16 protein-coding genes are annotated in these 24,273 nt (G+C 67.9%); 12 read left to right on the forward strand and 4 right to left on the reverse strand.

Going from position 1 to position 24,273, the window contains the following annotated elements:
- Positions 1 to 58 precede the first annotated feature (58 nt).
- Genes MLP_RS06675 through MLP_RS06690 form a run of 4 tightly spaced genes read left to right on the forward strand, consistent with a single transcriptional unit; the run spans position 59 to position 5,211 of the window.
- Complete coding sequence (locus MLP_RS06675) at positions 59 to 1,678, forward strand: peptide ABC transporter substrate-binding protein (protein ID WP_013862269.1); 1,620 nt, start codon at positions 59 to 61, stop codon at positions 1,676 to 1,678.
- On the forward strand, positions 1,675 to 2,598 hold the full coding sequence (locus tag MLP_RS06680) for an ABC transporter permease (protein WP_013862270.1): 924 nt from the start codon (positions 1,675 to 1,677) through the stop codon (positions 2,596 to 2,598). Before MLP_RS06675 ends, MLP_RS06680 begins: the two co-directional genes overlap by 4 nt.
- On the forward strand, positions 2,591 to 3,535 hold the full coding sequence (locus MLP_RS06685) for an ABC transporter permease (RefSeq protein WP_013862271.1): 945 nt from the start codon (positions 2,591 to 2,593) through the stop codon (positions 3,533 to 3,535). Before MLP_RS06680 ends, MLP_RS06685 begins: the two co-directional genes overlap by 8 nt.
- Before the next feature lie 2 nt (positions 3,536 to 3,537).
- Positions 3,538 to 5,211: an ABC transporter ATP-binding protein gene (locus tag MLP_RS06690; protein WP_013862272.1), complete on the forward strand. Its 1,674-nt coding sequence runs from the start codon at positions 3,538 to 3,540 to the stop codon at positions 5,209 to 5,211.
- A 31-nt stretch (positions 5,212 to 5,242) separates the two neighbouring features.
- On the opposite strand, the gene MLP_RS06695 is transcribed toward MLP_RS06690, so the two are convergent.
- Both MLP_RS06695 and MLP_RS06700 read right to left on the reverse strand, forming a co-directional pair.
- Positions 5,243 to 6,718: a phosphatase PAP2 family protein gene (locus MLP_RS06695; RefSeq protein ID WP_231851427.1), complete on the reverse strand. Its 1,476-nt coding sequence runs from the start codon at positions 6,716 to 6,718 to the stop codon at positions 5,243 to 5,245.
- 101 nt (positions 6,719 to 6,819) lie between these two features.
- Positions 6,820 to 7,512, reverse strand: coding sequence for a GntR family transcriptional regulator (locus MLP_RS06700; RefSeq protein ID WP_041791496.1), 693 nt, complete (start codon positions 7,510 to 7,512; stop codon positions 6,820 to 6,822).
- 169 nt (positions 7,513 to 7,681) lie between these two features.
- On the opposite strand from MLP_RS06700, the gene MLP_RS06705 reads away from it, so the two are divergent.
- Genes MLP_RS06705 through MLP_RS06725 form a run of 5 tightly spaced genes read left to right on the forward strand, consistent with a single transcriptional unit; the run spans position 7,682 to position 13,350 of the window.
- Positions 7,682 to 9,010 carry an MFS transporter gene (locus tag MLP_RS06705; RefSeq protein ID WP_013862276.1) on the forward strand — a complete coding sequence of 443 codons (1,329 nt, stop codon included), beginning with the start codon at positions 7,682 to 7,684 and terminating at the stop codon, positions 9,008 to 9,010.
- A 54-nt stretch (positions 9,011 to 9,064) separates the two neighbouring features.
- Positions 9,065 to 9,832 (forward strand): LamB/YcsF family protein, encoded by a 768-nt coding sequence (locus tag MLP_RS06710; protein WP_013862277.1) that lies wholly within the window; start codon positions 9,065 to 9,067, stop codon positions 9,830 to 9,832.
- 17 nt (positions 9,833 to 9,849) lie between these two features.
- Positions 9,850 to 10,482, forward strand: a complete 633-nt coding sequence (locus MLP_RS06715) for a 5-oxoprolinase subunit B family protein (RefSeq protein ID WP_156821063.1) — start codon at positions 9,850 to 9,852, stop codon at positions 10,480 to 10,482.
- Entirely contained in the window at positions 10,479 to 11,486 is a 1,008-nt protein-coding gene (locus tag MLP_RS06720) for a 5-oxoprolinase subunit C family protein (protein ID WP_013862279.1), read from the forward strand. The genes MLP_RS06715 and MLP_RS06720 overlap by 4 nt, the downstream gene beginning before the upstream one ends.
- A 10-nt stretch (positions 11,487 to 11,496) precedes the next feature.
- A complete protein-coding gene (locus MLP_RS06725; protein ID WP_013862280.1) occupies positions 11,497 to 13,350 on the forward strand; it encodes an acetyl/propionyl/methylcrotonyl-CoA carboxylase subunit alpha in 1,854 nt (617 codons plus the stop codon).
- A gap of 37 nt (positions 13,351 to 13,387) precedes the next feature.
- On the opposite strand, the gene MLP_RS06730 is transcribed toward MLP_RS06725, so the two are convergent.
- The gene (locus tag MLP_RS06730) at positions 13,388 to 14,350 is read right to left on the reverse strand and encodes a 2-hydroxyacid dehydrogenase (RefSeq protein ID WP_013862281.1); all 963 of its coding nucleotides are present in this window, start codon (positions 14,348 to 14,350) and stop codon (positions 13,388 to 13,390) included.
- On the reverse strand, positions 14,347 to 15,543 hold the full coding sequence (locus MLP_RS06735) for a pyridoxal phosphate-dependent aminotransferase (protein WP_013862282.1): 1,197 nt from the start codon (positions 15,541 to 15,543) through the stop codon (positions 14,347 to 14,349). Before MLP_RS06735 ends, MLP_RS06730 begins: the two co-directional genes overlap by 4 nt.
- A 488-nt stretch (positions 15,544 to 16,031) precedes the next feature.
- Between MLP_RS06735 and MLP_RS06740 the strand changes: the two genes are divergently transcribed.
- Genes MLP_RS06740 through MLP_RS06750 form a run of 3 tightly spaced genes read left to right on the forward strand, consistent with a single transcriptional unit; the run spans position 16,032 to position 24,265 of the window.
- Positions 16,032 to 18,677 (forward strand): hypothetical protein, encoded by a 2,646-nt coding sequence (locus MLP_RS06740; RefSeq protein WP_156821064.1) that lies wholly within the window; start codon positions 16,032 to 16,034, stop codon positions 18,675 to 18,677.
- Positions 18,674 to 19,951, forward strand: a complete 1,278-nt coding sequence (locus tag MLP_RS06745) for a type 1 periplasmic-binding domain-containing protein (protein WP_013862284.1) — start codon at positions 18,674 to 18,676, stop codon at positions 19,949 to 19,951. The genes MLP_RS06740 and MLP_RS06745 overlap by 4 nt, the downstream gene beginning before the upstream one ends.
- 18 nt (positions 19,952 to 19,969) lie before the next feature.
- Complete coding sequence (locus tag MLP_RS06750; protein WP_013862285.1) at positions 19,970 to 24,265, forward strand: FtsK/SpoIIIE domain-containing protein; 4,296 nt, start codon at positions 19,970 to 19,972, stop codon at positions 24,263 to 24,265.
- The last annotated feature ends 8 nt before the right edge of the window (positions 24,266 to 24,273 follow it).

The raw sequence follows: 24,273 nt of genomic DNA on the forward strand, positions 1-24,273 counted from the left end.
CCCGTACTGACTCTTAGCCTCCTGACACCACGATCACGGGTTCAGGTCAGGAGTCAGCGTGCGACAGCGGCGGCGATGGGTGACGGCCCTGGTGCTCACGTTCGCCCTGGCCCTGGTCGCCGGCTGCTCGGGTTCCTGGGCACACACGACCCCGGGCGTCTACACGGTCTACGTCGGCGAGCCACAGAACGCGCTGATCCCTGGCAACACCAACGAGACCAACGGTGGCAATGTCATCGACGCTCTGTTCGCGCCGCTGGTGACCTTCGACGACGAGACGCTCGATCCGACGTACGACGGAGTGGCTGAGTCCGTCACCTCCGATGACCGGATCACCTGGACGGTCAAGCTCAAGCCGGGTTGGACCTTCCACGACGGCAGTCCGGTCACTGCGGAGTCGTACGTGAAGGCGTGGAACTGGAATGCGCTGGCCAGCAACAGCTATGTGAACGCGTTCTTCTTCGCCAATATCGTCGGCTACACCGATCTGCAGTCCATGGTGGACGGCAAGCCGCGCGCCACCGAGATGAGCGGCCTCCAGGTCGTCGACGAGCAGACGTTCACGGTCACGTTGAAGGCGCCGTTCGCGGTCTTCCCGATCACCTTGGGCGCTCGGGCGTTCAGTCCGCTGCCCGAGGTGTTCTACGACGACCCGGCGGCGTTCGGCCGGAAGCCGATCGGAAACGGCCCGTTCACAGCGGAGACCGAGTGGACCCGTGGCCGAGGCATGACCCTGGCTCGGTTCGATGACTACCAGGGCGGAGTGGCGAAAGCCCCGGGGATGGGCTTCCGGGTCTACACCGAGCAGAGCACCGGCTACACCGACGTGCTGGCCGGCTCGCTCGACATCATGGTCGGTCTCCCCGAAGACGCCCGGGGCAGTGCGCCGGCTACCTTTGAGGATCGCTACCTGACCCGGGCGTCCTCCTCGATCACCTCGTTGGGTTTCCCGCTCTACGATCCCCGGTACGCCGATGTCCGGGTGCGGCGTGCGATCTCGATGGCGATCAACCGGGAACTGCTGGCCGACATCATCTTCGACGGCTCGGTCACGCCGGCCCACGGCTTCGCCACCCCGGTGGTGGACGGCTTCCGGCCGGATCCGTGCGGGCAATGGTGCTCGTTCGATCCGGAGACCGCGAACAAGCTGCTCGACGAGGCCGGCTTCGACCGGTCGAAGCCGATCGACCTGTGGTTCAACGCCGGCAGCGGTCACGACCAGTGGATGCTCGCGGTCGGCAACATGCTGCGCCGCAACCTCGGCGTGGACTTCCAGTTGCGCGGTCACCTTCAGTTCGCCCAGCTCCTGCCATTGCAGGATGAGAAGGGCATGACCGGCCCGTTCCGCGCCGCCTGGTCGATGGTGTATCCGTCGATCCAGTACTACCTCAATCCACGCTTCGGCTCCGCGGCCCAGCCGCCCAACGGCTCCAACACGTCGTTCTATTCGAGCGCCGACTTCGACGCCGCCATCGTCAAGGCCGACGGTGCCGAGTCGATCCCCGCTGCGAACACCGGCTACCAGGCAGCCGAAGACGTCCTGGTCACCGACCTCCCGCAGGCGCCGATCTTCATCGGCGTGGTGCAGGCCGTCCACACCACCCGGGTGACGAACGTGAAGATCACGCCGTTCGGCGGTATCGACTATGCCGGCGTCGAACTGTTGGAGGACCGATGATCCGCTATATCGGCCGCCGCCTGGTGATGGCGATCCCGGTGCTCCTCGGCACCTCGTTCCTGATCTTCGCGATGGTGTACGCACTGCCCGGCGACCCGATCCGCGCTCTCGCCGGTGACCAGCCGCTGCCGCCCGAGGTCGTCGCGCAGCTGCGGGCCGAGCACAATCTGGACGAGCCGCTGCTGATGCAGTATCTGGCGTACCTGGGGCAGTTGCTGCAGGGCAACCTGGGCACCGACTTCGCAGGCAACAGCGTCGCCGAAACCATCGCGCAGCGACTGCCGATCACCGCCCGGCTGGCCATCGTGGCGATCATCTTCGAGATCGTCTTCGGCATCACTGCCGGCGTGCTGTGCGCCCTCCACAAGGGATCCTGGTTCGACAACCTGGTGCTGGTCAGCACCACGGTCCTGGTCTCGGTGCCGGTCTTCGTGCTGGCCTTCCTCGCCCAGTACGTGTTCGGGTTCAAGCTTGGCTGGTTCCCGGTGGCCGGCATCGCGAATGGCTGGTATTCGCTGATCCTCCCGGGCCTGGTGCTCGCGTCCCTGTCGATGGCGTACGTCGCCCGACTCACCCGGACATCGATGGTCGAGACACTTGGTGCCGACCACGTACGCACTGCGCGGTCCAAGGGCATCAGCGAGCTCCGGGTCGTCACTCGGCACGGCCTGCGCAACGCGCTGATCCCGGTGGTCACCTTCATCGGTGCCGACCTCGGCGCCATGATGGGCGGCGCGATCGTTACCGAGAGCGTCTTCAACATCCCCGGAATCGGCCGGGCGGTGTTCGACGCGGTCCGCAACCAGGAGGGTCCGGTGGTCGTCGGAATCGTCACGATGATGGTCTTCTTCTTCATCTTCTTCAATCTCGTCGTCGATGTGCTCTACGGCGTCCTGGATCCGAGGATTCGCTATGAGTGACGAGCTGCCCACCGCCACCGGTGTGCGTCCGGGCGGGCCAGATTCCGGTGCCGAGCACGAACTGCTGGAAATCGTGGAGGAGACCGTCGAGCAGTCCACCCTGTGGGGTGAGGCGTGGAAGACGCTGCGACACAACCCGATGTTCATCATCGGCGGTGCGGTCGCGATCTTGATGACGCTGATCGCGATCTTCCCCGGCCTGTTCGCCGGCGGCGTCGATCCTCGTGACTGCGACCTGACCGTGGCTCGTCAGTGGCCCAGCGCCGCGCACTGGTTCGGCACCGATCTGCAGGGCTGTGACTACTACGCCAACGTGATCTATGGCGCCCGCATCTCGCTCGCCATCGGCTTGCTGTCGGTCACCGGCACGATGGTGCTGGCCACCTTCCTGGGCACCACGGCCGGCTATTTCGGCGGGCTCACCGACTCGCTGCTGTCCAGGTTCACCGACATCTTCTACGGGGTGCCGCTGCTGCTGGGCGCGATGATCCTGCTGACTGTGACCGAGCAGCGCTCGGTGTTCACCGTCGCGTTGGCGCTGTCGATCTTCGGCTGGATGACCGCGATGCGGCTGGTGCGGTCCAGTGTGATCACCGTCGGCAACGCCGATTTCGTGGCCGCGGCGCAGGCGTCCGCGGCCAGCACCTCGCAGATCCTGGTACGGCACATCATGCCTAACGCCATCTCGCCGGTGGTCTCGTTCATGACCATTGCGATGGGCGGCTTCATCGCCTCCGAGGCGACCCTGACCTTCCTCGGCATCGGGTTGCAAGCGCCGGAGATCTCCTGGGGTCTGCAGATCAACGTGGGGCAGTCGCGCTTCTCCTCGGCGCCGTACCTGGTGTTCTTCCCCGCCCTGTTCCTGTCCTTCACGGTGATGTCGTTCATGCTGATGGGCGACGCGCTGCGGGATGCCCTCGACCCGGACCGGAGCTGAGTATGAGTGGTGGAGAGAACCCGCCGGTTCTGCAGATTCGCGAGCTGCGGGTGGAGTTCCGGCAGAAGAAGGACTGGCGGGAGGTCGTCCACGGGGTGTCGTTGGATGTGGCACGCGGTGAGGTGGTCGCGCTGGTCGGTGAGTCCGGTTCGGGCAAGTCCACGGTCGCGATGTCGGTGCCCGGGCTGCTGCCGAGCAACGGGCGCAATTCGGGCAGCATCCTGCTCGATGGGCAGGAGCTGATCGGGGCATCCTCGTCGCAGCTGCGCAAGATCCGCGGCCAGCAGGTGGCGGTGATCTTCCAGGAGCCGATGCGGGCGATGAACCCCGTCTACACGATCGGCTGGCAGATCCGCGAGATGCTGCAGGCACACCGCGACCTCACCAAGGAGCAAGCCCGGGAGCGCGCCATCGAACTGCTGCGCCTGGTCGACATCCCTGAGCCGGAGCGTCGGGTCGACTCCTATCCGCACCAGCTCTCCGGCGGCCAGCGGCAGCGCGCGATGATCGCCCAGGCGCTGGCGCTGGACCCGAAGGTGCTGATCGCCGACGAGCCCACCACCGCGCTCGACGTCACCGTGCAAGGCGAGATCCTCGAGCTGATGCACGACCTGAAGGGTCGGATCGACGCCTCGATCCTGCTGATCACCCACGACATGGGCGTGGTCGCCGACCTGGCGGATCGGGTCGTGGTGCTCAAGGACGGCGCCATCGTCGAGCAGGGTTCCTCGCACGACATCTTCTACGATCCGCAGCAGCCGTACACCCAGCAGCTGCTGAAGGCGGTGCTGTCGCTGAGCCTGGAAGAGCCGCCGCCCGAACCTGAATCGGCCGGCGAGCCGGAACCGGCAGTGGTGTTCGAGCTGGAACACGGCGTGATCGAGTATCCGGGTGGGCGTGGGAAGAAGCCGTTCCGGGCCATCGACGACGTGACGCTCAGCCTCGGGGCCGGTCAGGTGATGGGCCTGGTCGGCGAGTCCGGTTCGGGTAAGTCGACGATCGGCCGGGCGGCGGTCGGTCTGCTGCCGCTCGCGTCGGGCTCGTTGCGGATCGAGGGCCTCGATCTCACCACGGCCAGCCGCGCCGAGCTGCGGGATGCCCGAAAGCGGGTCGCCATGGTCTTCCAGGATGCGGGCGCCTCGGTGAATCCGCGCTGGCCGATCGGTCAGGCGATCGCCGAGCCGCTGCAGCTGCACACCGACCTCGATCAGGCGGCTCGCGATGCCCGGGTCGCCGAGCTGCTGGATCGCGTGCATCTCTCCCGTGCCATGCGGAACCGGTTCCCGCACCAGCTCTCCGGCGGTCAGCGCCAGCGGGTCGGGATCGCTCGCGCGCTCGCCCTCCAGCCGAGTCTGCTGATCGTCGACGAGCCCACCTCGGCGCTGGACGTCTCGGTCCAGGAGAAGGTGTTGGAGCTGTTCGCCGAGCTCCAGGAGGAGTTCGGCTTCGCCTGCCTGTTCATCACCCACGACCTCGCGGTGGTCGAGCATGTCGCCGACCGGATCGCGGTGCTGCGGCACGGCAAGCTGGTCGAGGCCGACACCTCCAGCCGGGTGCTGCTGTCGCCACAGGATGCGTACACCCGACGGCTCATCGCCGCCGTGCCGGTCCCGGACCCGAAGCAGCAGGCGGCACGCCGCCAGCAGCGGCGTGCCCTGCTCGGCGAAGCCAGTTAGTACCAGTTAGTACGCGGTCTCAGGAGGACGGTCAGCGGACGACGGTTGCCTTGCCACCGGTCGAGACGACCTTGACCTTGCCGCTCTTGGTGATCTTGACCTTGGCCGACAACGCCGCCGCAAGATTGAGGCGCTGCCAGGAACCGGGCACCAGCGGATAGGCCGCGTGGGCAGCCGTCGTGTCCAGCGGATGGCCGGAGGCGATTTGCGTCTGAGCCAGGATCTGTCGGCGCTGGGACGCCGTCAAGGAGGGATAGGTGGTGCGCAGCAAGTTGTCCGCACCGGCCGGTACGGATGCGGCACGTTTGGTCGATGCAGTGGGCTGGAAACCGTAGCCGAGCCGCTCGGTGTAGACCCGCAGCGCGGACTGGCGGTTGGTGACGATCTGCGCGGTGCCGCCGGGGATCTTCGCACCGCCGTACGGGTTGTTGGCGTACGAGGTATCGGCCGCGATGCACTTCGACAGCGTCGAGATGTGCAGCACGGACTTGCACTGCTTGGTCAGATACGAGACGAGTTCCTTGCGGGCCGGCGTGAGCACCGCCTTGCGGAATTTGGCGTCAGACCAGCGGGCAGAGAGGGCGATCTCGCCGCTCATCCGGCCACTCACGATGTCCAGTGGATAGTGGACACCCAGCACGATGCGGTTGTTGGCCGCTTCCGAGGAGCGAGCCAGGATCTGTGGGGCCAGTTCCGGCAGCAGCGTGGCCAGGGTGATCCCGGCCTGGTACGCGGTCGCCGTGTGGCCGCTCGGATACGACCCGCCGGCGCAGAGCGCGGGCAGTCCGTACAGCGGGTCGAGCGTGACGTCGGTCGTCGCGAACTCGTGAGTCGTGTCGACGGCTGCCGGCACCCGGGTGACCTTGAGGTTGCCGGCGGCATCGGCCCAGGGCCTGCCCTTGCGGTTGCTCGCAGCGGAGGAGCTGTTCACCGCGCTGGGCGCGCAGCCCCCGTCGTCGCCCGGTACGGGGGCGGCCTTCGGATCGGCAGGCAGGAAGGGCCGGGGATGGCTGTACGCGGACTTCGCAGCGGACGTGCCGACATAGGCGCCGGTGCTGCCCTTGGAGCTGTTGATCAACGCACTGGTGAGCGGCAGGGAACCGTCGATCCGGCCCTTGGCGTAGAAGATGCCGAGGTTCTTGCCGAGTCCGTCGGCGATCGAGATCGACTGGTCGTAGCCGCCGCCGTCGCTGGCGAGGTAGGCGGAGTTCTGCAGCGCCCGGAACTGCTGCGGACGAGTCGCATGCTGGTTGATCCAGCTGACCAGCTGGTCGTTGCGCTGGAGTGCTTTGGCATTGAGCACAGTGCCGTGCAGATCGTCGTTGCCGGACGGACGCCACAGGGCGTTGTAGCCGCTGAGGGCGGGCACGAGATCCGGCTTGGTCGTGTCGCTCGGAAAGGTGGATGCTGACGCGGTGGCTATCGGGGCGATGAGCCCGGTGATGCTGAGCAGGCTGGCACCAACCAGCAGCCCAGCTCGACGGCGACGGGTAGTCGTATGAGGCATGTTCGGCATGCTGGCTTTGCCGGGTTGCCGGCGAGCGAACTTTGGGCGACTGTCGATCGGACGGTAGCCGTAGCCTCCCAGTGCTCCGAGCGACGAGGTTGTCAGCCGGTCAGCTTCGAGAGCACGGCCCGCTCGGCCGTGACCAGATAGTCCTCCAGCTCACGGATGGCCCCGTCCTCGTCACCGGCCTCGATCAGCTCCAGCAGCGTGCGGTTGCGGGCCACGTACGGCTGGTGCAACTGCTGCACGTCGGGCAGCTGAAGGAATGCCAGCCGCAGCTCGGCAAGCAGCTTCTCGAACATCTCCGACAAATGGACGCTGCCGCAGGCGTCCATCAGGGCGCGGTGGAAAGCGATGTCGCAGGTCCCCACCTGCTGCCAGTCCGCGGACTCGATGGCGGCCATCGCGGTGTCGACGTTCTCGCGGAGCAGCCGCTGCGACCCTTGGTCGGCAAGGACCGCGCGAACGCCCAGTGGCTCGACCAAGCGTCGGGTCAGATACATGGCCGAGATGTCCGTGGGTCCGAGTCTGCGGATGTGTACGCCGCGATAGGCGACATGTTCGACCAGCCGCTCGTGCGCAAGGAGCCTGAAGACCTCGCGCACGGTGTTCCGGGAGATGGAGAAGGACTCTGCCACCTCCTCCTCACGCAGCCGTGTCCCAGGGAGCAGTGCACCACTCGCAATCTGCGCGCGAACGACCGAGGCCGCGTGCTCGGCGGTGCTCAGCCGCGGGGGGAGTGCCGGCAGCACCCCTGGGCTGATCCCTCCATCGACCACAGATCTCGTCGTCATGCCGTTCCCCATCGTGCGATCCAGGCATCTCATGATGCGCGTCAATGCGTGCCTCAAACCTACACCTCACCAAGAAGTTTCTTGAATTGATCTCTTGCTCAAGTGTTGAACAATCCGCTATCGTTCTTCCAACGGACGCACCCGACGTCCTCACAGGAAGGTTGCTGACATGCCAGAACCAAGTCCTCGTTCCTCGGACGACGTCACTCCGCCCGTCACCCCCTCGTCCACCCGCAAGGTCATCGTCGCCAGCCTCATCGGGACCTCCCTCGAGTGGTACGACTTCTTCATCTACGGCACCGCGGCTGCCCTGGTGTTCAACCAGCTGTTCTTCCCCGAGTTCGATCCGCTGATCGGCACCCTGCTCGCCTTCACCACCTTCGCGGTGGGATTCGTGGCCCGACCCCTCGGCGGGATCGTGTTCGGTCACTACGGTGACAAGATCGGCCGCAAGAACGTGCTCGTCGCGACCCTGCTGCTGATGGGGATCTCGACGTTTCTGATCGGGGTGCTGCCGACGTACGCCACGATCGGCGTCTGGGCACCGATCCTGCTCGTCCTGCTGCGCTTCCTCCAGGGACTGGGCCTCGGCGGAGAATGGGGCGGCGCGGTGTTGATGACCATGGAGTCGGGAGACCCGAACCGACGTGGCCTGAACGCCAGCTGGCCACAGGTCGGCGTACCGATCGGTCTGCTGCTGGCCAACGGCGTGCTGTCGCTGATGGGCACGGTCACGTCGAACGAGGCCTTCCTGTCCTGGGGCTGGCGGGTGCCGTTCCTGCTCAGTGGGGTGCTGGTCGCGGTGGGCATGTGGATCCGGATGACCATCGCCGAGAGCCCGTTGTTCGCCGAGGTGGAACAAACCGACAGCAAGGCCGAGGCACCGATTCTGGAGGTGCTGAGGAGCTATCCCAAGCAGGTGCTGCTCGCGATCGGCGCCCGGATCGGTGTCGATGTCGCGTTCTACACGTTCGTGCTGTTCATCACCACGTACGTGGCGACCTATCTCGGCCTGCCGCGGCAGTACGCCCTCAACGCGGTGCTGATCGCAGCCGCCGTCCAGGTGGCGGCCATTCCGTTCTTCGGCCATCTGTCGGACAAGATCGCCCGTCGCCCGGTCTATCTGGCCGGCGCCATCGGAGCGGCGGTCTGGGTCTTCGTCTTCTTCACCCTGCTCGACAGTGGTCAGTTCGGGCTGATCCTGCTGGCCGCGGTCATCGCGCTGATCTTCCATGCCGCGATGTATGGTCCCCAGGCCGCGTTCATCACCGAGATGTTCCCGACCAAGGTGCGCTACACCGGCGCTTCCATGGGCTATCAGCTGGCGGGCATCCTGGGCGGTGCCGTGGCGCCGATCATCTCGGTCGCTCTGCTGGACCGTTTCGACACCTCGATCTTCGTGTCGGTGTACGCGGTTGCGATGCTTGCCGTCACGATCATCTGTGTGTTTGTCGCGCCGGAGACGTCCAAGCTCGATCTGCACGGCGCAGAGAAGTGACCTGGGCACGTAGTCAGCGACCGGAAAGGTAGGCCAATGAGCACAGCTGAACCGATGGGCGCAGGGCGCATCGACCTGAACAGCGACCTCGGCGAGGGGTTCGGGACCTGGCGCCTCGGTGACGACGATGCGCTCCTCGAGCTGGTCACCAGCGCCAATGTCGCCTGCGGGTTTCATGCCGGCGACCCGGACATCCTCCGGCGGGTCTGTGATCGGGCCGCCGAGCGCGGGGTGGTGGTCGGCGCCCAAGTGAGCTACCACGATCTGGCCGGCTTCGGCCGGCGGCCGATGGACGTGCCGGCCGACACGTTGACCAACGATGTGATCTATCAGATCGCGGCCTTGGATGGCTTCGCCCGGATCGCGGGCACTCGGGTCGGCTACGTCAAACCGCACGGTGCCTTGTACAACCGGATTGTCCGCGACGAGGTCCAGGCCGCGGCCGTGGTAGCTGCGGTGACCACGTACGACGCCTCACTGCCGGTGCTCGGGCTACCGGGTTCGGCCTGGTTGCGCCTGGCAGCGGAGGCGGGGCTCGGGACGGTTCGCGAGGCGTTCGCCGACCGCGGCTACACCTCGGAGGGGACGCTGGTGCCGCGGTCGGAGCCGGGCGCCTTGGTCACCGACATCGATGAGGTGGCCCGCAGGGTGGTGCAGCTGGCGACCAAGGGCACGATCCATTCGGTGGCCGGCACCGAGGTGTCTGTCGCGGCGCAGTCGATCTGCGTCCATGGCGACTCTCCGGGCGCGGTCGCGATGGCCACGGCGGTCCGCTTGGCGCTGCACGATGCCGGCGTCACCATCGCGCCTTTCGTGGCATGAGCACTCCCGTTGTGAGCATGAGCGATGTAGCGGAGGTCCGTTGGGCGGGGGACCGTGCACTGTTGATCTGCCCGACCGGTCACGACGGCCTGCTCGACGTCGTGGAACGACTCCGGGACGCCGCCCTGCCAGGGGTCGAGGACATTCTGCCGGCCGCCGAGACCGTACTGCTGACGCTGCGAGACGGCAGTGAGCAGGGCGTGGTCGAGTCCGAGGTGCGCAAGGCCCTGTCAGGAACGGCGTCCGAGCGGGCCATCACGGCTGAGAGGGCCGAGGAAGTGGTCATTCCGGTGCGGTATGACGGCGAGGACCTCGCCGACGTGGCGGCGATCCTCGGCACCACCGTCGAGGACGTGATCGCCGAGCACACCAGCCGGACCTGGCGCTGCCGGTTCATCGGGTTCACCGCTGGTTTCGGCTACCTGGAGTCAGACCGCGGCGGTCTGGTGGTGCCGCGTCGTCGCCAGTCGAGGACGGCCGTGCCGGCCGGCGCCGTGGCACTCGCCGACGGCTTCAGTGCGGTCTATCCGCGGCGGGCTCCGGGCGGCTGGCAGCTGATCGGCACCACCGAGTTGACCATGTTCGACCTGAGCCGACCACGACCTGCGTTGCTGACCGCAGGCACCCGAGTCCGTTTCGTCCGCTCATGAGCGGCGCCTTGCGGATCTTGGCGCCAGGGCCGAGCGCGACGATCCAAGATCTAGGACGGCCGGGCTGGTTCTCGGCCGGGGTCGGAGTGTCCGGTGCTGCTGACACCGACTCGCTGCGGCTGGCCAATCGGTTGGTCGGGAACGACGAAGGGGCAGCCGGCATCGAATGCGTACTCGGCGGACTGCAGGTCGAGGCAATCGAGGTGGTCACGCTCGCCGTCACCGGCGCACCGGCGCCGATCACCGTCGACGGAATCCCGGTTGATCATGCTTCGGTCGTCCGGCTGGAGTCGGGTCAACGTCTTGCGTTGGGCCTCGCGGCGACAGGACTCCGGGTATACCTGGCCGTTCGTGGCGGGCTGGCGGTCGAGCCGGTGCTCGGCTCTCGAAGCCGGGACACCTTGGCAGGCTTGGGACCTGAGCCGCTGACGGCGGGTGACGAACTGCCGGTCGGACCGGAGCCGATCGGCTCGCCACTCACCGGGATCGCACCACTGACGCCGATGACCAATGACCCCGTCGTCGTCCGGGTCCAGCTCGGTCCCCGAGCCGACTGGTTCGCCCAGCCCGAGGATCTCTTCGTCGGGGGCTGGTCGCTCACCGATCGGCTTGATCGGATTGGGGCCAGGCTGGCCCGCCCGGGGTGGGATGGCGGGAAGGATGGACAGCAGGGCTGTCCAGCGCTCACCCGTCGGGACAGCCGTGAGCTGCCGACCGAGGGAATGCCGCTCGGCGCCATTCAGGTGCCGCCCAGCGGTGAACCGGTGGTCTTCCTCGCTGACCACCCGATCACCGGCGGCTATCCGGTGATCGGCGTGGTCCTTGGTGCCGATATTCCCTTGGTGGCTCAGGCCCGGCCCGGCCAGCAGTTGATCTTCGTCCCCGAACAACCACGAGCGAGTGCCGTACGGCTGGCAGACCTGCAGATCACGTTGCGCGGGCGACCCAGCGCCACCGAGACAGCCGCAGTCATCGCTGCTCTGACGATGCTGACCCATCCCTGAAAGGCAAACCATGGAACGCAGGATCTCGAAGGTCTTGATCGCCAACCGCGGCGAGATCGCCGTCCGGGTCGTTCGCGCGGCCCGGGACGCGGGCCTCGGCAGCGTGGCCGTGTACGCGGAGCCTGATGTCGACGCCCTGTTCGTCCAACTGGCCGACGAGGCGTTCGCGCTCGGCGGGCAGACGGCTGCCGAATCCTATCTCGACATCGACAAGCTGCTTGCCGCCGCCGCCCGATCCGGAGCCGACGCGGTACATCCCGGCTACGGCTTCCTGTCCGAGAACGCGGACTTCGCCCAAGCGGTGATCGACGCGGGGCTGATCTGGATCGGCCCGTCCCCACAGGCGATTCGCGACCTCGGCGACAAGGTCACCGCCCGGCATATCGCCCAGCGTGCGAACGCCCCGATGGCGGCCGGCACCAAGGATCCGGTCGCCGACGCCGACGAGGTGCTCGCGTTCGCTCGGACGTACGGGCTGCCGGTGGCGATCAAGGCCGCGTACGGCGGTGGTGGTCGCGGCATGAAGGTCGCACACACGCTGGAGGAGATCCCCGACCTCTTCGCCTCCGCCACCCGGGAGGCGGTCGCCGCGTTCGGCCGCGGTGAGTGTTTTGTCGAGCAGTATCTGGATCGGGCTCGGCACGTCGAGGCCCAGGTGCTCGCCGACCAGCACGGCACGGTGATCGTCGTCGGCACCCGCGACTGCTCGTTGCAACGACGGTTCCAGAAGCTGGTCGAGGAAGCGCCCGCCCCCTTCCTCAGCGAGGCGCAGCGGAGCCAGATCCACGAGTCGGCCAAGGCGATCTGCCGGGAGGCCGGCTATCACGGCGCCGGCACGGTGGAGTACCTGGTGCAGCGCGACACCGTGTCCTTCCTGGAGGTGAACACCCGGCTGCAGGTCGAGCATCCGGTGAGCGAGGAGACCGCCGGTATCGATCTGGTGCGCCAGCAGTTCGCCATCGCGAACAGTGAGCGACTGTCGATCACCGAGGACCCCATCCCGCGCGGTCACGCTTTCGAGTTCCGGATCAACGGCGAGGATCCGGGCCGCAACTTCCTCCCCGGACCGGGCCGGATCGAGACCTACCGGGAGCCCGGCGGACCTGGTGTCCGGGTCGACTCGGGAGTCGTGCCCGGCAGCGTCATCGGCGGCCAGTTCGACTCCCTGATCGCCAAGCTGATCGTCACCGGCGAGGACCGTACGCAGGCATTGGAGCGATCACGCCGCGCCTTGGCGGAGTTCACCATCGACGGCCTGGCGACCGTGCTGCCGTTCCACCGGCACATCGTCGAGCACCCAGCCTTCCTCGGCGGCGTCGGTGAAGGCGGCGTCGGTGAAGGCGGCGTCGGTGAAGGCTGCGTCGACGGAGGCGGCGCCGATGACGCCGGGGTGGAGTCGTTCGGCGTCCACACCCGGTGGATCGAAACCGAGTGGGACAACCCCATCCCGCCGTACGCGAACTCCGGCCCGGTCGCCCAGGGTGGGGACACTCCGGTACAGAACCTCACCATCGAGGTGGACGGCCGGCGCGTCGAAGTATCTGTCCGCGGGGCCCTGACCGGGCCGGCAGCGGTGCCGACGGATCGACTACGCCAGCCGGCGCCAGGTCCCGCGGGCGCGCCGACTCCCGTGGTGCGCGACGACGCGGTGGTGGCTCCGATGCAGGGCACCGTGGTCACAGTCGCGGTGCAGGAAGGCCAGCAGGTCGTCGCCGGAGACCTGGTCGCCGTGCTGGAGGCGATGAAGATGGAGAACCCGATCACCGCCCCGCGACCCGGCACGGTCCGCGACATCGCCGTGGCCGTCGGCGACGCGGTGAGTCAGGGCGCACCCCTGCTGCACATCAGCCCTCACGAGAAGTAGCCAACGGGCCTAGTCAGGCCGATTTTGGCCCCAGAAACTACTTCTCGATGGGTGTCGGCGGCTGCGTACCGGCGAGAACCGCGAGCGCGTTGTCGGCCGCCAGGTTGGCCATCGCCGTGCGGGTCTCAACGGTCGCCGAGCCGAGGTGCGGCAGCAACGCAACGTTGTCCAGCTCCAGCAGCCCGGGGTGCACCTGAGGCTCGTGCTCGTAGACATCCAGTCCGGCGCCGGCGATCTGACCGTCCCGGAGGGCGTCCGCCAACGCTGCTTCATCCACGATCGGACCGCGTGCGGTGTTCACCAGGTACGCCGAATCGCGCATCGCGGCAAACTGTTCCGCACCGATCAGGTGGTGGGTGGCCGGACTGTACGGGCAGTGCAACGAGACCACGTCGGCGGTGGCCAGCAGCTCGTCCAACTCGACCCGGCGGGCACCGAGCTCGGCGGCCACTTCCGGCGCCAGCTCACTGCGTGACTGATAGATCACGTCCATGCCGAAGGCCCGGGCCCGGCGAGCGGTTGCCTGCCCGATCCCGCCCATGCCGACGACGCCGAGAGTCTTGCCCTGCAGGCCGCTGCCGAGCAGATAGAACATGCCCCACTTCCACGGCTGGCCGGAGCGGATGACCCGCTCGCCCTCACCGGTCCGCCGGGTCGCCATCAGAATCAACGCGAAGGCGACATCGGCGGTTGCCTCGGTCAAGACGCCCGGCGTGTTAGTGGCGATGATGCCCCGTGCGGTGCACGCCGGCACATCGACGTTGTCGTACCCGACCGCGACGTTGGCGACCACCTTCAGCTGCGGTCCGGCCGCGTTCAACAGCTCCGCATCGACCCGCTCGGTGAGCAAGGTCAGCAACGCGTCGGCACCGGCCACGCGGGCCAGCAGCTCCTCGCGGCTGATTGCCTCGGCCGCCGACCACGCGTCGACCTCATGCTCGGCGCGCAGCCGTTCGACGGCGACCTCCGGGATCCGGCCGGTGACGACGATCTTGCTCATGCCGACGCCACCCAGTCCTTCAGCCGGCCGAGGCCCTCCTGGATGTCAGCAAGGTCGATTCCTGAGTACGCGAGCCGGATGTAGTCCCGCTCCTCGCCCGGCTGACGGCGCCCGAAGTGCTGCCGGGTGCAGAACGACATGCCGGTGTTGTAGAGCGCCTGCTCGGCGAACTCGCCGACCGTGGCGAACCCCATGCGCTGCATCGCACCGGTGACATCGGGGAACACATAGAAGGTGGACTTCGGCACCGCGACCTGCATCCCGGGAATCTCGTTGACCAGCCGGCAGGTCTCGTCGCGGCGCTCGCGCAGGATGTCGAGCATGTCGAACACGGGCTGCTGGGTGCCGCGGAGTGCCTCGATGCCGGCCCACTGCACATAGTGGGTGGTGCACGACTCGTCGTTGGTGTTGAGCGTGGCGAAGATCGACGCGACCTCCGGCGGAGCCACCGCGCAGCCGAGCCGGGAGCCGGTCATCGCGAACTTCTTGCTGAAGGTGTAGAGGATGACCGTGCGCTCCGCCATCCCGGGAATGGTCGTGATCGAGGTGGACTCGCCCTCGTAGCGCATCTCGAAGTACGCCTCGTCGGAGAGCACCCACAGGTCGTGCTCCTGCGCCAGGGCGGCGATCGCCTCGCGCTCGGCGGCGGTCGACTCGGCCGAGATCGGGTTCTGCAGGTCGTTGTAGATGATCGCGACCGTATTGGGGGTGATCAGCGAGCGGACCTGATCCAGGTCGATCGCGAATCCGTCCTCGGTCGGCACATACCGGTACGGCAGCCCGGTGCCACCCAGGTACTCGATCTGTGACTCGTAGATCGGGAAGCCGGGGTTCGGGTAGAGGACTTCCTGGCCAGGGTTCATCACGGTCTGCAGGAACTTCGTGATCACCGGCTTGCCACCGGTCATCACCACGATGCTGCCGGGATCGACGCTGGTGCCGCGTCGGGAGCCGATGTCCTCGGCGAGCGCCTCGCGCAGTGGGGGGATGCCGGCGCCGGGGCAGTAGCCCGTCTTGCCATCGGCAATCGCCGCATTCATCGCCTCGATGATGTGCGGGGCGGTCGGGATGTTGATGTCACCGAGGTGGAACGGGTAGACCCGATTCCCCTTGGCGGTCCAGGCGGCCGCTGCTTGCGCGACCGCGAAGGCCGTCTCGGTGCCGAGACGCTCCAGCCGATGTGCCAGGTCCATAGTCTCTCCTTCTGCGGCCGATCTCAGCCGGCGGTGCACGTACTGTAGCGGTGAGATATATCAGATGTCCATCTCTAGTATTTCAGCAGTCTTGCGATCGGGTTCATGGAGCAGTGGGAAGCGGTCGTCGAGGCCCACCGCAGCATCCTCACACGCTGAGTCGTCGACGCGCCGCGGGCGTCCTTGCTCCCTCGCGGACCGAGAGAGCACGAGGTGCGCGCCTCGACATAATTCGGCCTGACCCCTTGATCGACTTAGCATGTCCCGGGACTTCGGCTCGGCATGGGTGTCAGAGCCGCCCGTCAGAGTCGCCCCCCGTGGAGGCGACTCCGTGGTCGAGTGTGGAAGGTCAGTTCTTGTTAGCCGGTTTGTCGCAGTTCACCCCGAAAGGCAAAGTTCTCTTGGCCGGAGGGGTGGCGCTGATCCTTGGTGCCCTCGTCACGACGCTCGTCCTGATACGGTCGCGGCCACCGGAGAAGCCCGAAACCGTGGTGGCGCCACCCGCCGCGGGTGACCGTCTGCTGCAGTCGGTCACCGCGTCGCTGGGCAATGACGGCTCCATCGACCAGCTGGGCGACAGTGTGGTCATCACCCGGGCGGCCACCGGCGAGTTCGACACCACGTCGTCCTCCTACGATCCGAGCCAGGCCGTCGACCAACTGCCGGTACGAGTCCAGACCTCGTATCGGACCGAGCAGTCCTCGGGCACCGATCTTGCCGACCTGAAGGGCTATTCGGGCCGGGTGATCATCGACCTGACTGTGCAGAACCTGACGGTGGAGCCGCAGCAGGTGAACTATGACGCGGGTGGTCGGTCCCGCACCGAGACCGCGATGGTCGGCGCGCCGCTGACCGTGGTCGCGTCCGCCTCGCTGCCGGGCGTCGATCCCGCGACCGTGGTCACCGAGCCTGGGGACGATGGCGAACCCGCCAATGCGAAGGACGTCACCAACGGCGTGCTCGGCCAGGGGAGCGACCAGACGACCCAGGTTCAGTGGGCCACGATCCTTGCACCGCCCCAGTTGTCGGCGACCGCCACTTTGCGGCTCGTGCTCGATGCGAAGAACTTCGCGGTGCCGACCATCGACGTCGGCGTACAGCCTGGCCTGGTCACCGATCCGTCGATGGGCGCTCTGGTCGACTCGGCGTTCAACCCCAAGAACTCCTCCGAACTGGCCCTCGTCTCGCGCACCATCGAGGTGATCGGCGACGTCAACACGGTCCTGGCCAGGGCCAGCTCTCAGGTCTCGAAGGTACGCAAGACGCTCGACTCGACCTCTCAGACTCTGGGCGCCAAGACGGTCGCCGCGCTCCAGGCCGACACCAAGCAGCTCGACGCCTCGCTGAAGCAGTCGGACACGAATCTGACCGCGCTCGACAAGGCGCTCCAGTCGTCGCTGAAGTCCACCAGCTCCAGCACCCTGCAGCAGCTGTCCAGCACGGTGAGCGAGATCGATGCGCTGCTCGGCGACACCTCCGCCAAGGCCCCGGCGATGAGCGTCAAGGGGACCGGTTGTGCCTTCCAGGTGACGACGCCGAAGGCGGGGGGAACGGTGTACGGGAGCCTGCAGCAGGTCACCGCCCTGCTGACTGCGTACGCGTCCGCGACCGGCGACTGCAAGGAAGAGCTCCAGCAGACCATCAACAAGACGATCGGGCCGGCGGACCCTGCCGCCCCGGATGCGTGCGGCGTCGATGATCCGGCGGTCACCTGCACACTGGACAACGCCCGGCAGACCTTCGCCAAGGTGACCGACGCCATCGAGCAGGGCCAGAGTGCGTCGCTGGGGCTGAATCCCGAGGAGGACTTCAAGGACAGCCAGGACACCGTCGCCACGCTGACCAAGCAGCTCACCGAGATCCGCGATCTGACCGAGAAGCTGGGGGACAACGCCGATGGTCCCGATCCGGACAGCCGGACCCTGAGCAAGATCGCCGCACAGCTGGAGAAGGCCAGCACGTCCGTCGCGGACACACAGGCCGCGCTGCCCAAGATCACCGAGCAGGTCGATCAGATCCACCAGGACGCCGTCTCGGGCAGGTCCGGGGTCGACACCATGCTGGGGCAGAACAAGGACGTGGCCGAAAAGCTTTGTGCACTGGTCGGTGACGGCACCCAGCCGGGTGCGCCGACCTCCGACCAGATCAACGCGATTCGCGCATACCTGGTCACGACGCGGTGCGATGGCTCGAAGTTCGATTCGCCCGACCCCGATCCGATGGAGACTCGGCTCGACAGCCAGGCCAAAGCCTGGGACAAGGTCATCTCGGACACCGACACCTCGAGCAAGGATGACGGTTTGGGCAAACTGCTCGTCGATGTCGAGAACAGTCTCGATGAGGCGTCCGCCGCCCTGACGGCGGCCGCCGCCGGACTGTCGACCGGCCAGAGCAGCGTCGGAGACGTGCACGCCATTGCCGAGAAGGCGGTGGAGAACCTCGAGTTGCTGGGTACCGGCCTCACCGGCGTCCAGACGTCCTATACGACGACCAAGACGCAACTCGACACGGCTTTGGCCGAGGCCGCGAAACAGGCCTCCGACACCAAGCTCGACTCGGCGATCGAGCAGGTCTCCAAGCAGGGCGCGGAGAACAGTGCCCAGCTCGGCAAGGCGTTCGAGAACTCCGCCAAGGGTCTGAGCTCGGCGGCGGAGGCGCTGGAGAGCTCGGGCAAGAAGGCCGTGGACCGGCAGCGCAGCCAACTGGCCAAGACCGAGAAGCAGGCGACGACCTCGCTGTCAGCGGTGATGACCGGTTCACTCGACCAGATCTCCGGCGACATCTCCTCGGCGACCCGGGATCTGGGGAGCACCCGAACCCAGCTGACCCGCGATCTCGCCAACATCCTGCTCGACCTCGGCAACCCGCGGGTCAAGGGCTCCGGCGTGGTCGGCACCTTGGCGAAGAGCGCGGACACAGCCCGATCGGCGGACTATCAACTGGCTCTGGCCGCGGACCGGACCACCTCGTACGGCTCCGTGCGGGAGCGTGACGTGTCGGGCATCATGCTGCGCCAGGCGCAGGCCGAGGCTGCATTGCAGCGGCAGGCCGAGCTGCCGGCCTTTGCGCTGGACCTGCCTGACAGCGTGCAGCACCGGACCGTCTACACGTTCCACCTTGCCGGCGGCTCATGAGCTACCGACGGACATCGCCGCGATCACTCTGGATCGCGGGACTGGCGCTCCTGCTCGTCGTGCTGGCGGCGTGCAGCAGTCCTGCGCCGGCGACCGACCCGGCACCCGCGCCGGCCACCAGTGTCAAGCTCACCGCCGACGGACCGGACGGGCTGACCATCGGCGTCGTGGTGAGTGTGGCCTCCACGCCGTCCCAGGGTGCGCAATGGCGAGAGGCCGCTCAGGGTGCGCAGGTGGCGGCGAGTCGGTACGCGGCGGGCGGTACCACGATCACTCTGGTCCCGGTGAACGACAAGGGCACGGCCGACGGAGCGAAGGCGGCGATCGACACGCTGGCGGAGCAAGGCGTCGCCGGGATCGTCGTCGCGACCTCGGGCAGCCACTTGCGGGACGCGCTGCAGCACGCCGCCTCGCTCAACCTCGCGACGCTGCTGCCGTACGAGACCTCCGCCGAGGGTTTGCCGGAGCACAGCTGGCTGACCGGTCCGGACGCGCAGATCGGCGACCAGAGATTGGTCGAAGCGCTCCAGCAACAGAACCTCCACCGGCCGTACCTGATCGATGCCGGGGGAGGTGACATCGAGGGTCTGGCACCGGTCGACTCCAGGACCTTCGCAGCCGGCGACGACCCGGACAGGCTGGCCCGGAGGCTCGCCAAGGTCCAGCGCACGGGCCAGAGCAGCTTTGACGCGGTCGTCATCTCAGGACCCGCAGAGCTGCAGGGCCGCCTCGTGGCGGCGTTGCAGGGTGCCGGGATCGAGACCCCGATGCTGCTCACGTCGGACGCGCTCAGTCCGGCGTTCCCGGCAGCGGTCGCCAAGGCCGGCGGCTCGCTCTCCGGGGTGTTCGTGACGGCCGGCCTCGATGTGGGGGACGCCGCAGCGCTGCAATCGGGCGAGGCGGGCCGGGCCGCGACGGCGTACTTCTCCGCGGTCAGCCTGCTGGCAGCCGACCCGAAAGCCACCGATCTGTTGGGCCAGGTGCCGTTCAGCTCGGTCGCCGGGGCGGCCGACTCACGCAGCCATGACGCAGTCGTCGCCTTGGTCCGGGCTGCCGCGGCGGCCAAGAGCACCGAGCCGGCGGCGGTGGCAGCCGCGCTGGCGGAGGTCAAGGTCGGGGCACCCGAGGGGCTTGCCGGACCGGCGCTCGACTTCTCCGGACCGGTCACTGTTGCACCCGAAGCCGTACGTGTGCTCTCGGCCACCCCGGACTCGCCGGCTGTACGTCCGGTCTCGCCCAAGGTGCCTTCGCTGTACTGGTATCCGACGACCTAGCGGAGGGAGGAGACCAGGGTGCATCTGCTGATCGACGTCGACGGGACCAGCCGCGAGATCGAGCTGGCTCAGGCGGCCGAGACCGCTACCTTGGCCGATCTCGTCCAGCACGCCTGCGACCATGCGCTGGCAGCCGACGAGGTCCTCTGGGTCGACGATGCCAAGCATGACGCCGGTGATCTGGTCCGCTCCGCGAGCCTGCTGGAGGGCAGCCGAATCGGCCGGGAACCGGTCGAGCACGCGAAGCCGATCAGCGGCTGGGCCGCCTCACTGTCGGCAGGGCTTGATGCCGGACGGACGGTCGAGGTGCCGACGACACGTCCGCTGCTCATCGGCCGCTCTCCGCAGGCCGATCTGACGATCGATTCGCCCAGCGCGTCCTGGAGCCACGCGAGTGTCGAGCACACCGATGACGGGCTGCTGGTCCGAGACAGCGGCTCGACCAACGGGACCCTGGTCGACGGCACCGAAGTCGGCGAGGACGGCACCGAGGTGACCGATCAGGCCGTGATCGTGGTCGGCGGTGCGGCCATCACCCTGTGGCGCGGCGCGACCGAAGCCCTGGCTCCGGCGCCAGGCACTCTGCACAACCTCACCCACTCCGCCACGGTGCCTTACAACCGCCCGCCGCGCACCGGTCTGCTCCCGGCACCGGAACAGATCGAACCGCCGGCCCGGAAGCCACCACCACCGCCGGCCCGATTCGGGATCGCGGCGATCATCGCGCCGCTGCTGATGGCGGTCGTGATGGTCGCAGTGATGCGGGATGTGCGGTTCGCGTTGTTCGCCGCGCTCAGTCCCGTGATGGTGCTGGGCACCACCTGGGAGCAGAAGCGGCGCCGTAAGAAGGACATCAAGGAGGGCGACGAGGAGTTCGACAAGGCGCTGACCAGGTTCGGCACCGATCTCGAGACGACCACCGTCCGGGAGCGCGAACGGCGCCGCGAGCTCGCGCCGGACCCGGCGGTTACCTTGCGACGAGCCGACCTGCCGACTACGCGGCTGTGGCAGCGACGCCCGGGGTCGCCGGACTTCCTCATCCTCAACGCCGGTGTCGGCAATCCAGGCTGGGCGCCTCCGCTGGCCAGCAGCGCCAGCCGGAAGTTGGAGGAGGAGGTCCAGCAGCTCGTCGACGGAGCCGTGGTTCCCGGTGCGCCGGTGGAGGTCGACCTGACTGCCGCCGGCGTGGTGGGCATCGTGGGCGACCGGGACGGCTGTCTGGCGGTGGCTCGCAGCCTGCTCTGCCAGGCCGCCACGCATTGCGGACCTGCCGATCTGACCATCGGTGTCTTCTGTGATCCCGGCCGGAGCACGGAGTGGAGCTGGGCCGGCTGGCTGCCGCACGTACGGCGGATGGGCGACGGCTCCGGCGGTCGCTGGCTCTCCACCGAGCGAGGGCGGAGTGAGTCGCTGCTCCGCGCCCTCCGGGACGGGATCGACGGGCATCCCACGCGCGCGCTGCTGCTCGTACTGGACTCCGATGTGCTCACCGAGGGCCGCGACGCCCCGGCGCGTCAGCTGCTGGGCCACGGCCGCCCGGTCGGGGGAATGGTCTTGGGCCGGCCCGATCGTCCGACCGTCCAGGTGTCCGGGATCGTGATCGCGGCGACCGAGAAGCAGCTTCCGGCGTCCTGCACGACGGTCATCGAGGTGCAGCGCGACGCGGCAGGACGGGTGGTTCATCCGGAGGCGCGCACCAGCGTGGACGAGGTGGTGCTCGCGGGCATCAGCGTCGACACGGCGCAGGCGTGTGCGGCCGATCTGGCGCGGTTCGACGACCCGGAGCTGTCCGTGCCCGGCGGAGTGCTGCCCGGCCTGGTCCGGCTGCCGCCGCTGCTCGGGATCGACGAGCTGACCTCGGCCGCCATTCGGCAGAGCTGGGCGGGCTCTTCGCGGATCTCCACTCCGCTGGGCATTGGCGAGAATGGGATCTTCGGTATCGACCTGGTCCGTGACGGACCGCACGGGCTGGTCGGTGGCACCACCGGGTCAGGCAAGAGCGAGTTCCTCCGGTCCATGGTCGCCGGACTCGCCGCCCGGAACGATCCGACCCGGCTGACCTTCATCCTGATCGACTTCAAGGGCGGGGCCGCGTTCAAGACCTGCGAGCGGCTGCCGCACACCATCGGCACGGTCAGCAACCTCGACGAGCAGTTGGCCGACCGTGCCCTGACGGCGCTGGAGGCCGAGCTGCGCTATCGGCAGCAGGTCTTCGCTCGCGCCGGCGAGGGGATCGACAACCTGGATGCGTACCTGGCCACCAACCCCGACGTCCCGATGCCGCGGCTGCTGCTGGTCATCGACGAGTTCGCCATGCTGGCAAAGGACTATCCCGATGTGTTGAAGTCGCTGGTCAGTGTCGCCGCCGTCGGCCGCACCCTCGGTGTGCACATGATCCTCGCGACCCAGCGGCCGGCCGGTGTGGTGAACGAGGACATCCTGGCCAACACCAACCTCCGGGTGGCTTTGCGGGTGCAGAGCAAGGAGGACTCCTCCAACGTCATCGGGGTGCCGGACGCCTCGGCGATCGGCCGGACCCAATGGGGCAGGGCATACGTGAAGCTCGGTCAGGACGACATCAGTCCGGTGCAGACCGCGCTGGTGACGGGACGGGTGGAGGCGCAGAGCTCGAAGCTCGTCGACGTCCATCCGGTCCATTTCGATCGAGACCAGCCGGCTGCGGAGAGCGGCGCTGCCGATGATGACTCGCCGACCGACCTAGACCTGCTGATCGACGCCGTGGTGGCGGCGAACGACGAGCTCGGCTATGCCGCGCCTCGACCGGTGTGGCCCGAGCCGCTCGGCGAACGGGTGAGACTGGGATTGACAGCTCTCGAAGCCCGGGAGAACGAAACGCCCCTTCCAGTCGTGGGTGGCGTCCAGGGGTCGATGGTGAGGATGGCGGTCGCCGACGATCCACGCAATCAGCGTCAACTGCCGGCCGGCTGGGACCTCGACCGGGGCAATCTGCTGGTGCTCGGCATTCCCGGCAGCGGTACGTCGACGACGCTCGCCTCGGCTGCCCTGGCGCTGGCCGACTCGTCCAGCCCCGACGATCTCGACCTGTTGGTGCTCGATCTGGGAGCGCGGGATCTGGCACCGTTGGCCGACCTGCCGCACACCGTGGCGTACGTCGGTTCGGGGTCGGGTGCGCGGGAGCAGCAGGTGCGGTTCCTCAAGTACATCCGGGCCGAGCTGGACCGCCGCCGGGCGGTCGGCGGGCAGCATCGGCGGATGGTGATCCTGGTCGACGGACTGGGCGTGCTGCGTGACGAGTACGACGACTTCGAGGGCCTGAAGCTGCTCGACGGCTTCTATCGCGTGTACGCCGACGGTCCCGAGGTCGGCATCTGGACCGCGATCGCGACCGCCCGCGCCAAGGGTGTGCCGAGTGCCATCGAAGAGGTGACCACTCAGCGCTGGCTGTTCCGGCTGGCCGACCCGTACGACTACAGCTCCTCCGGTGTGCCGGCGAAACTCGCTCCGCCGGCCGTGCCGGGCCGGTGCGTGCTGGCAGAGTCCAAGCTGCACGCCCATGTGGCCACCTCGGAGCTTCCGCTGGCAGAGACCGTGGCCGCGATCGCTCGGCGCTGGGGGAACCCGCCGGCCAAGGCGCCGGTGGTGGGCCAGTTGCCGACGTCGGTCACCGTGACCCAGCTCGGCGCGGCCGCGAGCTTTGACACCGAGCCTCGCCGGCTGCCGGTGGGTGTCCGTGAGTCGGATCTGGGCGTCGCGACGATCGAGGCGTACGAGGGCGAGCATGTGCTGATCGCCGGGCCGGCTCGCTCCGGGAAGTCGACGCTGCTGCTCGCGCTCGCCGAGACTCTCCGGGATGCCGGGCTCGCGGTCTGGGGCGTGTGCGGTCGTCGTTCACCGTTGCCGCAGGCCGGGCTCGACCGGTGCGCGGTGGGGGAGGAGGACGCGGTCGCGGTGTTGGCCGCTGCCCGGGTGCACAAGGGCATGTTGGTGCTGCTGGTCGACGATGCCGAGCAGTTCGCCGACAGCGACCAGGCCATTGCCGGGCTCGTCTCGGCCCGGCCCGCGGACTTGCTGGTGATCGCAGCCGGCCGCTCCGACGACCTGCGCAGCATGTATTCGCACTGGACCAAGACGATCCGCAAGGCCCGCTGCGGGGTGCTGCTGCAGCCGAATGTGGACTATGACGGCGAACTGCTGGGCGTCAATCTGCCGCGGCGGGCCCCGGTCGCCGTCACTCCCGGCCGGGGCTATGTGGTCTCCGGCGGCCTGCTCGACTTCCTGCAAGCCATGAGCCCGTCGGTCGATGCGGCCCCGGGCGGGAGTGCGGTCCGCTGAATCGGCGC

The sequence above is a fragment of the Microlunatus phosphovorus NM-1 genome, assembly GCF_000270245.1.
Lineage (GTDB): Bacteria > Actinomycetota > Actinomycetes > Propionibacteriales > Propionibacteriaceae > Microlunatus > Microlunatus phosphovorus.

Excerpts from the sequence above, each read along its gene's own strand:
- MLP_RS06700 (WP_041791496.1), bottom strand. The coding sequence starts at position 7,512 with ATGACGACGAGATCTGTGGTCGATGGAGGGATCAGCCCAGGGGTGCTG.
- MLP_RS06715 (WP_156821063.1), top strand. The coding sequence starts at position 9,850 with ATGAGCGATGTAGCGGAGGTCCGTTGGGCGGGGGACCGTGCACTGTTG.
- MLP_RS06710 (WP_013862277.1), top strand. The coding sequence starts at position 9,065 with ATGGGCGCAGGGCGCATCGACCTGAACAGCGACCTCGGCGAGGGGTTC.
- MLP_RS06685 (WP_013862271.1), top strand. The coding sequence starts at position 2,591 with ATGAGTGACGAGCTGCCCACCGCCACCGGTGTGCGTCCGGGCGGGCCA.
- MLP_RS06730 (WP_013862281.1), bottom strand. The coding sequence starts at position 14,350 with ATGAGCAAGATCGTCGTCACCGGCCGGATCCCGGAGGTCGCCGTCGAA.
- MLP_RS06745 (WP_013862284.1), top strand. The coding sequence starts at position 18,674 with ATGAGCTACCGACGGACATCGCCGCGATCACTCTGGATCGCGGGACTG.
- MLP_RS06680 (WP_013862270.1), top strand. The coding sequence starts at position 1,675 with ATGATCCGCTATATCGGCCGCCGCCTGGTGATGGCGATCCCGGTGCTC.
- MLP_RS06720 (WP_013862279.1), top strand. The coding sequence starts at position 10,479 with ATGAGCGGCGCCTTGCGGATCTTGGCGCCAGGGCCGAGCGCGACGATC.
- MLP_RS06690 (WP_013862272.1), top strand. The coding sequence starts at position 3,538 with ATGAGTGGTGGAGAGAACCCGCCGGTTCTGCAGATTCGCGAGCTGCGG.
- MLP_RS06695 (WP_231851427.1), bottom strand. The coding sequence starts at position 6,718 with ATGCCTCATACGACTACCCGTCGCCGTCGAGCTGGGCTGCTGGTTGGT.
- MLP_RS06705 (WP_013862276.1), top strand. The coding sequence starts at position 7,682 with ATGCCAGAACCAAGTCCTCGTTCCTCGGACGACGTCACTCCGCCCGTC.
- MLP_RS06735 (WP_013862282.1), bottom strand. The coding sequence starts at position 15,543 with ATGGACCTGGCACATCGGCTGGAGCGTCTCGGCACCGAGACGGCCTTC.
- MLP_RS06725 (WP_013862280.1), top strand. The coding sequence starts at position 11,497 with ATGGAACGCAGGATCTCGAAGGTCTTGATCGCCAACCGCGGCGAGATC.